The organism is Methanobacterium formicicum, assembly GCF_029848115.1.
GTDB lineage: Archaea > Methanobacteriota > Methanobacteria > Methanobacteriales > Methanobacteriaceae > Methanobacterium > Methanobacterium formicicum.
In genome coordinates this window covers 1-15072 of record NZ_JARVXG010000014.1, presented here as the reverse complement: position 1 = coordinate 15072, position 15072 = coordinate 1, and the positions used below count along the sequence as shown (strand labels likewise).

11 protein-coding genes are annotated in these 15072 nt (G+C 43.1%); 5 read left to right on the top strand and 6 right to left on the bottom strand.

The genetic code is table 11. The annotated features are described in order from the left end of the window. Positions 1 to 65 precede the first annotated feature (65 nt). Positions 66 to 1799, top strand: coding sequence for a glycosyltransferase (locus QC759_RS00540; protein WP_048073101.1), 1734 nt, complete (start codon positions 66 to 68; stop codon positions 1797 to 1799). Positions 1800 to 1966: 167 nt separating this feature from the next. Here the strand turns inward: QC759_RS00540 and QC759_RS00535 are convergent, their stop codons facing one another. Continuing rightward, the gene (locus QC759_RS00535) at positions 1967 to 3151 is read right to left on the bottom strand and encodes an AAA family ATPase (protein WP_048073100.1); all 1185 of its coding nucleotides are present in this window, start codon (positions 3149 to 3151) and stop codon (positions 1967 to 1969) included. 434 nt (positions 3152 to 3585) lie between these two features. Continuing rightward, positions 3586 to 5157, bottom strand: coding sequence for an MFS transporter (locus tag QC759_RS00530; protein WP_048073099.1), 1572 nt, complete (start codon positions 5155 to 5157; stop codon positions 3586 to 3588). 524 nt (positions 5158 to 5681) lie between these two features. Between QC759_RS00530 and QC759_RS00525 the strand changes: the two genes are divergently transcribed. Then, positions 5682 to 6917 carry a GDP-mannose 4,6-dehydratase gene (locus QC759_RS00525; protein ID WP_048073098.1) on the top strand — a complete coding sequence of 412 codons (1236 nt, stop codon included), beginning with the start codon at positions 5682 to 5684 and terminating at the stop codon, positions 6915 to 6917. 83 nt (positions 6918 to 7000) lie between these two features. On the opposite strand, the gene QC759_RS00520 is transcribed toward QC759_RS00525, so the two are convergent. From QC759_RS00520 to QC759_RS00505, 4 genes are all read right to left on the bottom strand, one after another. Continuing rightward, positions 7001 to 7192 carry a hypothetical protein gene (locus tag QC759_RS00520; RefSeq protein WP_048073097.1) on the bottom strand — a complete coding sequence of 64 codons (192 nt, stop codon included), beginning with the start codon at positions 7190 to 7192 and terminating at the stop codon, positions 7001 to 7003. Positions 7193 to 7308: 116 nt separating this feature from the next. Continuing rightward, entirely contained in the window at positions 7309 to 9168 is a 1860-nt protein-coding gene (locus QC759_RS00515; protein ID WP_048073096.1) for a hypothetical protein, read from the bottom strand. A gap of 332 nt (positions 9169 to 9500) precedes the next feature. Next, on the bottom strand, positions 9501 to 10553 hold the full coding sequence (locus tag QC759_RS00510) for a CPBP family intramembrane glutamic endopeptidase (RefSeq protein ID WP_048073095.1): 1053 nt from the start codon (positions 10551 to 10553) through the stop codon (positions 9501 to 9503). A 434-nt stretch (positions 10554 to 10987) separates the two neighbouring features. Beyond that, complete coding sequence (locus tag QC759_RS00505) at positions 10988 to 12472, bottom strand: right-handed parallel beta-helix repeat-containing protein (protein ID WP_052659975.1); 1485 nt, start codon at positions 12470 to 12472, stop codon at positions 10988 to 10990. A 382-nt stretch (positions 12473 to 12854) separates the two neighbouring features. On the opposite strand from QC759_RS00505, the gene QC759_RS00500 reads away from it, so the two are divergent. From QC759_RS00500 to QC759_RS00490, 3 genes are all read left to right on the top strand, one after another. After that, the gene (locus QC759_RS00500) at positions 12855 to 13112 is read left to right on the top strand and encodes a hypothetical protein (RefSeq protein ID WP_048073094.1); all 258 of its coding nucleotides are present in this window, start codon (positions 12855 to 12857) and stop codon (positions 13110 to 13112) included. Then, positions 13109 to 13534, top strand: a complete 426-nt coding sequence (locus tag QC759_RS00495) for an HVO_A0114 family putative DNA-binding protein (RefSeq protein WP_048073093.1) — start codon at positions 13109 to 13111, stop codon at positions 13532 to 13534. The genes QC759_RS00500 and QC759_RS00495 overlap by 4 nt, the downstream gene beginning before the upstream one ends. Positions 13535 to 14053: 519 nt before the next feature. Then, the coding region (locus QC759_RS00490) for a transposase (RefSeq protein ID WP_279844618.1) at positions 14054 to 15072 on the top strand (1019 nt) is incomplete at its 3' end.

The following is a 15072-nucleotide window of genomic DNA, read 5'->3' as shown; positions in this document are numbered from 1 at the left end:
AATAAAAGTTAATTATGGGACAGCCTCGAATCATTTAAAAAAAAAATGGAAGGATATAGAATAAAATGCAGGATCCCAGTTGGGTAGTTATTCTGGTCTGGGGAACATGGTTACTGTTAACCATAATCATTGACGGGGTGCCCATACCCTTCAAGCTCTATTTCTCCAAGAAGACCAGGCGAAAAGTGGATAAGGGAGTGGAGGATGATGCCTTACCGAAGGTCAGCGTGGTGGTACCCGCCCATAACGAAGAAGGAACCATCGGCATCTGCCTGGAATCACTGGTAGAATCAGAGTATCCCGATGGTAAGATGGAGATCATCCTGGTGGACGATGGTTCCACTGATGGTACCCTGAACAAGGCCCGGTTATTTGAATCCAAAGCCGAATCCCATGGTAAAAGACTTAGAATCATTGCCAAACCCCATACGGGTAAGGTCCAGACCCTGAACACCGGTCTCAAGAAGACCAAGGGCAGTATCATCATCACCATTGATGCCGATGCCAAGATGGCCCCCGATGCCATTCACAACATAGTAGTGCCCTTTGTCCAGGAACCAGAGGTTGGTGCAGCCACCGGTTACATTGAAATCATGGTACCGGAGTCAGGTATGGTTTTTGGTAAAAGTACCAGAATAACACCTAACTCCATTCGCAACATCATCCAGATAGATGGCTTCCATGACATTGAGGTCATAACCCACTTCCACGAAGATACTAGCATCGACGATAGCACAATCGGCAAGATCACCATCACACCCCCTGGATCCGGGGATGTTACTTCCTCCATTCAGGTGCGAAAATATGAGGGGGAGAAGAATGGGTTGCTGGAAACCTTCTTCTCCCGCTGTGAATTTTTGGAGTACATAACTGCCTTCAACTTCGAGCGGAGCTACCAGTCCTTTGCAGGCTCCATCTATTCCATGTCCGGTGCATTTTCCGCCTTCCGGCGTGAAGTGGTAGGTAAAGTAGGGGGCTACTGGCCCTTAACCGTGGCCGAGGACATGCACATGACCATGATGCTCCACAACCGCCAGGTGAGCATTGTCCACGTACCAGAGGCCGTGGCCTACGTGGACGCCATAACCGACTACGACACCCTCTACAGCCAGAGGGTGCGCTGGGCCCGGGGACAGATAGAAGTGGCGTCCATGCAGGAAAAGCAGTGCCCCATTGGCCGGGAAGATATTTCATTCCGGGACATGGTGAGCATTGCCTGGCAGGATAAAAGCCTGGCCATGATCGGGAAATATATCACTACCAAGCTATCCAACCGGGTCCAGAGGCTCAAACAGTGTACCTACCGTTCCTTCAACTTCATGGGCTTGCAGAGGATCCTCCTGGTGGACCACACCATCGCCTTCCCCCGGTTGTTGTGGGTGTTTGTACTGGCCCTCTTCCCCATACTGGGACTCTACCTGTACATAATACCAGTGGTGGCCCTGCTCCTCTACGCCTTCTACGTGGCCATCGACACCGTGGTCATTGTCTTCGTCTACCAGAACTCCCCGGAAACCACCCGGAACAACATTGAACGCTACTTCCCCTTCATTTTACTCCTGCCCATTTACCGGCTGATGACCTTTTTCTTCCGATTGTCGGCTTTCCTGCAGGTTCTGAAGGAACCCTCTGACTGGGCAGTGGAGGGGCCGGTTAATGGGTTTAAAAACGGGGTGAAGGAGGCTAAAAACGAGGCCATAGCCGCCAAAGAATCCGTGGTTACCGCTATATTCAACCTGGCCGAAGTCCTGAACATAAACCTGGAAAACCTCCTAAACCAGGGCCGGAAAGGGAAGTGAATTCTATTTTTTTGCTCTATTTTCTGAAATTTTTATTTTAAAAAAAAGGTTCAGTTATTGAAAATTACCCTACTATTTTCAAAAATGAAATAACCCCTATAACCTCCTAGAGGATGAAGAAACTAATAGGGCTGAAATTACTGAAAGGACTTAAATAAAATAGAAAGTTAAGGAGGGTAATATCCATCATTTTCCTGGCGATATTTTAACCATGAACGTAACATCATATCATCAATGGTGTACTTTCGGTCAATGTGGGACAGGATTCCCTTATTCTTTAACCGATTGGCATATTTAAGCAGGGTCTTATTGGAATAATCCACTTGGGATAACAGTTCACTCCAGTTTAATGCTCCATTTTCAACCAGTATTATAATGATCTCCTTTTCATAATCAGAAAGAGAAGACCATATAGTCACCCACATTATGGCTATTTGATCTAATTTACTGTAAAATGCTTCAATAACCATCTGGTTATCATAGGGCCTCCCTCCAGACATAGTGTTACAGAAACTGTTTATATAGGAAGGGTATCCGCCGGTGCACTTGTAAAATCTTTTCAGGCCTTCCGGTGTGAATTTAATCTCAGGGATCATTTCCTTTAGGTAATCATAGGTATCTTCTTCACTGAATGGTTCCACTGGAAACTGGATCATCCTACCCCCAAAGGCACCCTGTGCACCGTTTATCTGATCCACTATCTCACTGGCAGCAGAAGTAGAACCAGTGAAAATGTAGGTAACATTATCCTGATCCTGAGTAAAGCTCCTTATCAACCAAAAAAAAGCTTCTGGATTTTCAAATTCTCCAATAAGTTGAAATTCATCCAGTATAATAACAAATCCATCTATACTTTGACGGTTATTATCCACAACATTCTGGGGAAATTCCATGACCAGGGAACTCAACTTTTCATAATCAGTATCCACCTGTGGTAGAGGTATGCCTAAAAGATTACCTGCTCCCTTGAAATCATAAGTTTTAGGGGATATTTTCTTCAACAGAGAGTCTTTAAGGTTGTAAATCTTCATTAATGTACTTTTATCCTTCAGAGAGTTTAACATGGCTTCAAAGAGACTGTGCATGACCTTTTCTTCAGTCAGCTTACCCTTCTGTATGCCATGAATCTTGGATAGATCAAGGTAGGCCGAGAGCACATTGTCCGGAAGTTCCCTCTTTAGTTTCATCAGAAGGAATGATTTTCCAACACCCCTACGGCCAGTAACTAATAATTGATTGGCTATATCATCTTTAAATCCGCTTAAGAATATGTTTAATTGTGCTAATTCTTTTTTGCGGTTAAAAAAATATTTATCAAGATTTGAAGGGATTCCTAATGGCAGATTTGGCATGTTAACACCTGTGAATTTTTTACATTAGTCTCTATAAGTACAATTTTTTTAGTGCACCCATCTACACTAATTACTTTGAGTACACCAATTTTTTTAGTGTACATATCTACACTAGTTACTTTAAGTACACTAATTATTTAAGTGTACCTATTTACATTAGTTACCCTGAGTACACTAAATATTCAAGTGAACCTAACTACACTAATCACTAGGAAAACACAATCTTCAAATGCACCTATATCTACCCCGGTGCCTCTAAACTCTTTCTTTGCGTGTATCAATTACTTTATCCACTGATTTTTAAAAAAAATCTTTAAATGAAATTTAAAAAAATGAAAATAATTTAAAAAAAATAAGTGTTAAATGGAATTTAAAAAAAGTTTTGAAATGATTTTTAAAAAAAATGTTAAAAAATGATTAATAACATTTCAAATCTATTCCATAGGGGGCGGTTTGATAAATAAGGATAACAGGAACCCTACAAACAGGAGTAGTGCAGTTGAAAGGAAGGCAAACTGCATACCCTGGGCCCCGGAATATAAGGTCAGGCTGCGGAGGTTGTGGTCCTTCTCTATGCTGGTAATGTTGGGGTGTAACACTTGGTCCACCCATGAATAGATATCCTGGTTCAGGATTTGCTGGTCCTGGTACTGGGGGTATTCCACCGGCAGGGAACTGGCTACACTGAAATAGACGGCTATGAAGAAGATAAGCCCAATCAGGACAGTTCCAATGGATGACCCCACATTGTTGAAGGTGCTGAGAATCCCCGAACCATCCGCGTACTGGGACTCATCCAGACTGGAGAGAATGATGTTGTTAAGGTTGGGAAGTGCCAGTCCCAGCCCTGCTCCCAGTATAAAGAGACCCGGGATTAGATGATATATGGTTAGATTGGCATAATCCAGGAATACCAGGTACAAGGTTAAAATGGCCACCATGGAAACCACAAAACCAATGGACACCAGGTGGTTGTGTTTCAGGTACCGGGTCAACTTGCTGGCACTGAGGGAGAAGAGCAAACTCCCCAGGGGTGCGGCCAGGAGTATCAGGCCAGTTGTCAGGGCATCGGTCTGCCAACGGGTCTGCACGTAGAGAGGAACCAGGTAGAAAATACCGGCCTGGATCAAGGCCATGATCAGTATGGAAACCACCCCAAAGGTGAAGGGACGGCTTTTAAGGATGTCCACATTCATGAATGATTTTTTACCCTGCCGGATGAGCTTCCTCTGGTAGAAGAAGAATATCACCAGGAGAATGACTCCAGTGAGGATCATGGCCATGGCCACCGCAAATCCCACCGGGTTGATGATGGTCCCCGCGTAGTTGAGCCAGGTGTAGGGAGTGTTTAACTGGAGCACACCGATGATGACGATTAATATCCCTGCTGCCGAGAGCAGGGCCCCCTTGATGTTAAGATCCGACCACTGGAGCACCTTTTTTGATTCAGTGAGGTGCCGGGACAGGAGGAGTATGGCCAGGACCACAATGGTTTCCAGTCCAAAACCCCACCTCCAGGAATAGAAAGTAGTGAGGAACCCTCCCAGGAGGGGTCCTATGGCCACAGATACAGTGAAGACCGTGGCGGTGAATCCCAGGGCAAAGGTCCTCCGGGGTCCGGAGTAGGTGGAGGTGATTATGGCGGAAGTGGCGGGTAACATGAGGGCTGCCCCGAATCCCTCAATAACTGACCATCCCAGGAGCAACATACTACTATTGAGGCTGGTAGCGGCAATAACCGTACCAATACCGTAAATAATGGCCCCGGTTAGGAAGGTCCTCTTCCGGCCAATTACATCCTGCATTTTCGCCCCGAAGAGGACGAAACACCCCATGACCAGGGTGTACACAGCGATTATAGACTGCACATTCCCCAGGGTGGTGTGCAAATCCTTCACCAGGTACATCATGGCCACATTCATAAAGGTACTGTCCAGTCCAATGATAAACAGAGACAGAGAAACAACGAAGAGAACTGCCCACCCAGTTTTAACCTTATCCGCCATTAAAAACACCTTTTAAACATTGTAAAACCCCTAAATTCTTATTAAACCCCTAAGATTCCATTAAAAACCTTTAAATTTTCATTAAAATCCCTAATATTTTCTTAAATTATGCTATAAAATTTATAATCCCTACGGATTTCATTAACACTAAATCCCCCTGTCACCCAATAATTATTCCCTTACCAGTAATAATAAACCTTTCGAATTTGGGATACCCCTTTTTCTCCCCTGGTCTGATTGAAACCATGAGCAAAATGAAACCATGAGCCCTAAGATGAAGCCCTGCTTAAAAAGAATTCAAATAGTTTTATAAGATTTTAGGGATGTACTATAATCTAAGTAATTTTGACCTGGAACTTATTGTTTTAGAGTGTGTTAAAAATTTTAGAGTGTGTTTAAGAAAATGGAATGTGTTTAAGTAAGAAAATAGAATGTGCTTAAGAAAATTTACCTTGCGCCAGAAAAGGGAAGTATAAGTGCAATAAAAATTTTTACATCGCAAAAAAGGAAGGGAGTATATTAGTATGAACTGGAACGGAAAGAACGTCCTCATAACCGGGGCTAATGGATTTGTGGGCTCATATCTTGCTAAAGAACTTTTAGATAAAGGTTCAGATGTTTATGGTTTTATAAGGCCGGAAGATATGGTGGCCATGGAAAAAAACTTGATTGATAAGGTTATTAAGGACAAACTTAAGATGCTGGAGGGAGACCTGGGAAATATATCCTCCCTGGCCAGTGCCCTGGACCATTCCCAGCCCGATGTGATCTTCCACCTGGCAGCCCAGTCCAGTGTAGAGTTTTCCTTCCGCCGCCCCCTGGACACCCAGGATATCAACACCATTGGTACCGCCAATCTCCTGGAAGCCGTGAGGATCAAGGATATTGACGCCAAGATAGTGTTTGCTGGTTCCAGTGAAGTGTACGGTATGGTCATATCCTCCCCGGAACAGTACCAGCGTGCCCTAGATTCGGGTAAGACCATCTTCCCCGAACCGGAGAAAATCCCCGAGCTGCCCATCAGTGAATCCAACCCCCTGCGTCCCATGTCCCCCTACGCCGTGTCCAAGGTCTCCGGGGATTTCCTGATGCAGAACTACCACCACTCCTATGGACTGGACACCGTGGTTTCCCGGGCCTTCAACCACGAAGGGGCGGGTAGGGGTATGATGTTCGTGACCTCCATCATCACCAACCAGATCATGAAACTGAAGTACCAGGAGACTGACCGGATAACCATTGGCAACCTCAATGCCTGCCGGGACTGGTCCCATGTAACCGACATCATCCACGGATACCAGGTACTGGCCAGTAAGGGACGTGCCGGTGAAGTGTACAACCAGGGATCCATGAGAACCAACTCCGTCCTCAGTTACATACTACTGGGACTGGAAAGGGCGGGATGGAACATAAACCAGATTGAAACCATTAAAGCCGACGAAAGCAAGACCATCGACAACCCCACTGAACTGGTAGATGACCCTATCTTTGGGGTTAAGTTCGACAAGACCAGGGTGGACCAGATGATACTGGAAAACCAGCTGGAGTACACCATCCAGGATAAGGGAATCAGGGTCAGCACGGACCAGGGACCCCTGACCATTGAGTTCAACCCCGACCGTTTCCGACCATCAGAGATACCACTACTCCTCTGTGATAACCAGAAAATCCAGAAGATAGGTGCCCGGATTGAATACAGTCTCAGTGACGTAATCCAGGACCAGCTGGACTATTTTGACCAGAAAGAGAACCGGGTTTAAGGAACAGAAGTTTTCCTAAAGATAAAATAGTGCAAAATTAGAAAAAAAATTAATTGGGGAAATTTTCACTCCCCCACTCTTTTTTATATTTTCCGGGCACTGACCAGACCACCCATTAACAGGAGTAGGGCCAGAATCATTCCCACCAGAGGTATCCCGGTGTTCTGCATGGCCACAGTATTTCTGGTGGAAGTAGTGGCCGCATTCACACTGGATGCATCAGTGGGATTGGCAGTTATGGTTACCAGGGCAAAGACACTGGTATCATAGTCCACCAGGGACCTGACAGTGGCCAGTCCTGCTCCTTCATCACCCCGCAGGGTTCCTCCGGCAGCCCCATAGAACAGGTTGGTTAACAGAGTCTTACTGCCAATGTTACCGAGGTCTGTGGTTAGATATACAGTGCACCCCCAAATCCAGGGACAGAACCTGTACCGGCACTGTTTCCAGTGCAGTTACCCTGGCTGAGGTTGAGAACTCCCAGGGCAAAGATTGCCCCTCCTGAGCCACCAAGACCAGGTGATCCTGCTCCCAGAGCATTTCCACCATTACCCGCCTGGTTGGATTGGAAGCTGATGTTTTCAGAGTTTAAAAGCCCAACTAAATATAAGGCTCCTCCGCTTCCACCACTGGCACCATTTCCCTGTCCAGTGTTTTCTCCACCATTACCAGCCCGGTTGGAAGAGAAGATGGTATCTTTCATCTCGAATAGTCCTATATTATAGATAGCACCACCCTCTCCACCGGATCCGGCAGTGGCCCCACTACCTCCGGTACCGGCCTGGTTACTGTTGAAACTGGACTGGGTGATGTTCAGGGTACCCACAATGTAGATGGCCCCACCAGAACCAGCGGTACCTGCGGTGAATCCGTTACCTCCGTCACCAGCCAGGTTACTGTTGAAACTGGACTGGGTCATGTTCAGGATTCCTATGATGTACAGTGCCCCGCCGCTACCACCGTTACCAGCGTAGACATCGTCTTCGGCATTGGCATTACCACCGTCACCTGCCAGGTTAGCAGTGAAGGTGGATGATGATAGGAGGAGATCTGCGGCATAGATTGCCCCACCGTTACCTCCGTTTCCACCGTTTTCATCACGGTTGTTGCTTCCCCCGTTACCAGCCTGGTTAGACTGGAAGGTGCTATCCCGGACTTCGAGAGTGTTGAGGCAGTAAATTGCACCTCCTGATCCACCATCTCCGCCAGTAAAGTCAATTTGGCTGTTACCATCGCCAGCCAGGTTACCAGTGAAGATGCAACCAGTAGTGTTTAACTTCCCAATGGTGTAGATGGCGCCACCATCCGCACCGTTGACCGTGGTGTCTCCGTTATCCCAGCTTCCCACGTGGTTAGCCGTGAAGTTACTGTTGGTGATGTTCATGCCATTGAGGCTGAAAATTGCTCCACCATATCCTCCTTGGGCTGATTCCCAGCCCGAGTGGCTGCCGTTTCCACCGGCATTGTGGTTGAAGGTGGATCCAGTTATGGTGGATACTCCCAGGTTGTAGATGGCTCCCCCGGATCCTCCGGGACTGCCGTGTTGTCCGGTGCTACCGGCGTTACCAGCCGTGTTGGAGTTGAAGACCGTGTCGGTGATGGTGAAGTTGTTGGTACTGAAGATGGCCCCACCATGACCTCCGGCTCCGGCCTGGAACCCTGCATTGTTACCGTTACCCGCACGGTTGGTGTTGAAGGTGCATCCAGTTATGGTGAGTGTTCCGGTACTGAAGATAGCCCCACCATGACCCCCGCTCTGGGAGTCAAACCAGGCATCACCATTACCAGCCAGGTTGCTGGTGAAGGTGGAATCAATGACGGTGAGGTTGCCCCCATTCATTATAGCACCTCCTGATTCACCAGGAGATTCAGAACCGTCTGGTGCTTTACCATTCTGAATGATTACCCCCACCAGCAGGAAGTTAACTCCACTGCTGATGTTGAACACCCGACCGTTACCCTGAGGGTCAATGATGGTCTGTCCTTCCCCGGCACCCTGCACAGTCATGCTCTGGGTTACGTCAATGTTGTAGTCCCCCACATCACTGTAGGTTCCCGATGCCAAATTAACCACATCCGAAGGGTCAGTTACACTGGTAACACCCTTGTTGATGGTTAAAAATGGATCACCCGGAGTGGTACCGGTGTTATCATCATCTCCAGTATCAGGGTTAACATAGAAATCAGCGGCACTGGCTGTCGTGATGGTTAAAAAAATGGTTAGTATGAGTAGGATAATTTTGGTTTTCAAGCTTTTTCACCTCCTTTTACAGTGATTGCTTAATTTGTCGATGGGATTAAATGATAAAGAAGGGAATAACTAAAAAAAAGTACACCCCCCATCCCCATTACATATGTTAGTGTTTACTTAATAACTATTTTTTGCTGGAAAGTTGATTCGTATAGACGGAAGGTAGAAGTAATAACTGTGGAGAAGGTGGAAGTACTACTGGAAAAAAATGAAGGTAACTGAAAAAAATGAAGGATAAATATTTAGAGATTATTGATTTCAGGAACTTTTTGAACCATTTTCATGGCCTTAGATCATTTCAACCCGTTTCCAGGCTTTGATCTTTAACCTGTTTAGAGGACTTGATCTTTAACCTGTTTAGAGGACTTGATCTTTTCAACCTGTTTCCAGACCTTGGATCTTAAAAGTACCAGGGCTAATATCCCTAAAAATATGCAGCTTAGGGCGTTAACCAGGAGAACATCCGGGGAATAGGCTATGTAGGCACAGATAACACCATTCAGTTTGTTGTTAAATAAATGCATTACCACCGCTATCCAGATGCTCCCTGTCTTCAGGACCGCGTAACTCAAGATAATACCAAATACAATGGTGAAGACCGTCATCAGGATATTACCCAGAATAGGTTGTCCTGGAAAATTGTATCCCAGGGCATTCATGGGATAATGCCAGACACCCCATATAACCCCCAGTACCAGAACACCTTTATAACTTCCCAAAAGAGGGAACAATCTGTCCTGGAGGTATCCTCTCCATCCCAGTTCTTCTCCGAAATACCAGGTCCACTCTGTAAAGAAATATAAAACGAAATAAGAAACTAAGGTTACTATAAATGCAGAAATATCAAATTCGGTCAGGGGAGTGCCCAATCCAGTGAAATTAAGTGTAAGGTATTCCAGGATAAGTAGGGCAAAAACTGCCAGTGGCAAAATAAGATAGTATTTACGATTTTTACCGAAGGATAAATGGGAGGACACCAATCCTTTTCTCCATTTCTTCTTTAGGTTCAGGGCAATTACCGTTACCATTCCCAGAACAGCAATGATGGTGGAAAGAACCGGCAGGTTCATTACCGTTCCCATAACTGGCCAGCAATAGTTTTCAAAGGCAAACAATAGGGCATAAAGCAGGAAAAAGGCAAATATGATTTTGGTTTCCCTGGTCAGGGCCTTTGATTTAAAATAAATCATACAGAGAATAGCACTGGCGGCGGGAATGAACATGCTCACTGCCAGGGTAGTACTCCATATATGGGACAGGGGAGATAATATGTAGCCTTCCCTATTGAAAACAAAAAATTGAAGAATGTAGGTTGCGGCAAAAGTAATAATTAAAAATGTAAATAGCTCTTTTTTCAGTTGACCCCTATTTAGCGCGTTTTCCATTAGATAACTCCATTGATTTTAATACCGGTGTTTGCAAATGCATGTGTTTAGTTGAATACAATGTATTTTAAGTCCATAGCAGTGATCTAATCCAGATAGTGCGTGGTTTATCCAGATTTTTGAGAATTTCCTATTTTAAACAATAATACTATTCCATCACCATGTTTTTCTTCACAAGTTAATAAATACTGATTATTTTTTTGGTGAATAAATTCACAAAAGGAGAGTCTATTGATAAAAATAAAGGAGAGTCTGTTGACAAAATAAAAGGAGAGTCTGTTGATAAGAACGTGAATTGCATTCCTCCAGCTGTATAATAGAATTTCAAGGCCTTAGGACCATACCTGAGTCCGATATGAAAAATCAGTACTTTTCTTGTTTTTTAACTTTAAAAATATAAAAATATAAAAAAAAGGAGGATAAGATTCCTCCATTTATTCTTTTCTGGTACTTAACAGTCCACCCATGACCAGTAATAGGCTCAGATATATTCCTGCTACTGGTAATCCGGTTTCCTGCATGCCGATGGTTTTAGAGCTGACTGTACTGGCTGCATTTACTGTGGCTGGGGTTATGGTCACCGTGGCGTACCTGGTTTCCAGGTCAAGGAGTGCATAGGTTAATGCACCGCCGGCTGCTTCATCTCCGCGCAGGAGGATGGTGGCAATACCGTTCAGGGTTAAAGATGTGGCGGTTTTACTGCCCACATTGCCCAGGTTGGTGTTGAAGGTCACTGGTATACCGTCTGGTAAGTGGCCCAGTGCAGGGTCGTGGAATGTTCCATCTGAATCGTATCTGAAATCAGCAGTCAGGGTAGAAGTTTCACCCTGCTGGATGGTTGTGGGATTGGCACTGTAATTCATAACCAGCCAGGGGTCATAGTCCACGTTACCAGAAATACTCCCGTCAGCAGGGCCAGTGTTCTGTCCCCACCAGTTGTAGAGTGCATCAAAGGCCACAGTTTCGTAGGTGTAGTAAATGGCATCGGGTAAATTGTTCACTATGCGGTTGAAATTTGCTCTATCATTACTGACGTAGGCGTATATTCCCCCACCATTTCCTTCCGCGACGTTACCAGTGATCTGGCTGCCGGTGATGGTGAATTGATTGTAATCAAGGTAAACTCCTCCCCCAGAAGCATCGGATAAGGTTCCCCTTTTGGCAGTGTTACCAGTGATCTGGCTATCGGTAATGGTCAGAGTACCCATTAAACCAGCTATTCCCCCACCATAAGCACCATACCCTGTTGCTTCAGCCAGGTTGCCTGATATTTTACTGTTGTTGATGTTCACCGTATTGTAAGCAGCAATTCCACCACCCATGGCTCCAGTTCCAGTGGCAGTGTTACCCTCTACCATACAGTTATTCAAAGTTAAGGCACCGTGATCATAGGTACCCTCTGACCAGATTCCCCCACCATATGCAATGATGCCGTTGGCGGTGTTGTTGATTAAGTTACAGTTGGTCAAAGTTAAATTACCCTCGTTGTAGATTCCCCCACCACGGGCAGTGGTTCCAGTTACATTTCCATTGATTAGGGTGAAGTTAATCAGGTTAACAATGGTTGTGTAACCGTTGATGGTCAGTGGTCGGCCGTTGTTGGTTCCGTCGATTATAGTACCACTGGTGCTCTGCCCCAGGAGGCTCAGGTTTTTGTTAATGATGATGTGTTCCGGGTAGATTCCATCGGCCACCGAGACTGTTCCCTCGGGATCCACAGTATCGGTCCCGTTTTGTATGGTTGCCTTGGCAGTTTCTGGTGTTTCTCCATCCCAGTCATCATTACCAGAGCTACCATTAACATAGATCATACTGGCTGCAGCAGAATCATCAATAAGACTCAAAGAAGCAATGGCCATTAAAAGGGTTAGGAATAGAAAGTAGTGCTTGGTTTCTAAATGTTTGGTAATCCTTTTCACCTCCTTTTACAATTTTTAAAGAAGAGGGAAATTTTACCCCCCAAATATGTTATTGTGTGATAACATAATAATATTTTTGGTGGAAACACCATGCGGAAATAGCCTTCCGGCCAGGTGATGGAATTCGGTGAGAGGATATAACTCGGTGAGTGGATTATCTGAAAGGATTCTTCCACCAGTTCCCAAGTGGGAATGACCTCACAACTGGTTTCTATGAATTACATGTTCATCTGAGTTTTCCGAAAAGTTTTCAAAAAGTTTAATAGAATTATTATATGATTAATCAATAAATAAGTATTATTAAAAATATTAATTAAACCAACATCGACTGATGGTTTTTATACCTCAACTATTTTATATGTGATGTAGAACAGAGGGTAACATGAAAGATGAAAGTAGAAATTCGGTGCATATAGCAAGTAGGACCATCTACTTTCGCGTAACTGAGCGAGGATGGGCAATAGTTGTAATGCCAGACAACTTCAAAGTGGATAACTATTACCATGGAGTACACATCCATCCAGATAGAAAACAGTTATCCATCCATGATCCAGAAATAATATACGAGATTATCTATCAGCACATCATCAGAGAAGGTAAGATTGTGGAAGATAAAATAAGAGAGGAGTTAGGATTATGATAATAAAACTGGTTCGCCAGATGAAAGGTAGCGAATTGGTGGAAATGTTAAAGGAAAAATACGGTTCAATGGATAACTTAAAAAGGTTGATGGAAAAAGACCCGAAAAATGTTTTATATCCACTGGATTTAGAAGATTGGTTATACCACCTAGAACACCCAAACGCCGAAGTCAAACAATCTGAAACCATCTTCATAAAGGATCTTAAAATAAATATGTCAGATCTGAAAATGCTGGACACAATCAAAAATCAGAACCCTACATCCATAAGAAACCTTTCCTATATACTTCACAAAGATTTAAAAACAGTTCAACCAAGGGTGCATAAATTAGCAGAAGAAGGTTTCATTAAATTGGAACCCGGCCCTAAAAATGCCAAGAAACCTGTGGTTAATTTCAATAAAATAGAGATTGAGATCTAAGGAAAACAAAAAATTGTTTTATTTTAGGAACAATACTCCCCGTAAGTTCAAAGTTTCTTACTATGGAGTTTAACTTGAAGGTAATAACTAATGAACACCACGTCAGGATATTGCCCTATCATTAAGAGGTTCCGTTTATTTATACGGTTTATATGTGCTTAGATATTCTTTAAACATCCTATCGCGGAGTTTATATTCCCTCTTGACTTTTTAATGATAACAGCAGGCATTTCAACCTGTACAATTTGTAACGGTTGATTACCTCCTTCTTTAAACGATTTTTAAGTAACATCCAATATCAGTCGTGAAAAAGAAAAAAATTCTCAAGATAAAAATAATTAGGGTCTTAGATTTTTCTTGTTGAAAGAATGGTTTTCCTTCTTGTTTTTCATATTTTATGAACTAATTGATAATTAGTTTCGTAAAATACAATTTAATTTTAACTTTATAAGAATAATTGGGCTTCTAAACCGTTAAATTCAAGTATTAGTGCTTACATATATTTGTTTGGTGAAAAAAATGAAGCATCACTTAAATTACAGTAAAGAAGACCCAAACTATATCTTGTTAGAAAAAATATTTAAAATTATCGGTTCTCGAAAATCAAGAACCATAATTGCTTCTAAAGGTGTTAAAAACATCAATATGATGATTTTATCAACCAAAATAACATTCACAGCTATATTTTTCAATACAAACATTGAATTCGTTGTTTATGAGCTTAAAAGAGATAAAAAGTTGCAAAGATTCTTCCAAATAAATGAAGTGCCCAGCGCACTTCAAATTTCAGAATTCATCTCACGATTCAAACCAGATACATACGTTAAAATCACAAACAGCATATTAATGCAAACTAAACCAATTAAAAAACGTGGAAACCGAACATTTATTGTTGATGCCACCCCTGTGGATTTAGATTACAATACCAAACGTAAACATCGCTCAAAAAAATACCTAAAAAAACAAAATCTAAAATGGAGCTACGCATCCTCTTATGGATTCTACATAGGATTTAAAGCCACTATAGTCATAGAACACGAATCTGCAATGCCTGTTGCCATTTTAATCCATTCTGGGGCACCACACGACACAAAAATCTTCACTGAAATAATGGAAAACCTCCGTAAAAGACGAATAATCAGAAAAGGAGACACTATAATTTTCGACAGAGGATATTACAAATACGAAAACTACCAAATCGGCATTTCCAAGTACAAAATTGTTCCTTTAATTTTTCCAAAAGAAAAATTCAAACTACAAAAACTCAAAGATAAATTAACTTACCCATTACGCGTATTCAAAGATAAAAAGACAGAAATCAAATCTAAAAGACTATACAAAATATTAACAAGGATATTAATCCAAAAAATACAAAATTGGAAACGATATAAACCTATAAGAGGAAAAATAGAGGATTTCTTCAAATTATGCAAATCAGGACTAAACTTAAAAAAAATACACAAATATACACCAAAATCAGCTGAAAAAACCACCATATTAACTGTATTATTAGCAGGGCTCATCACAACACAAGGCTA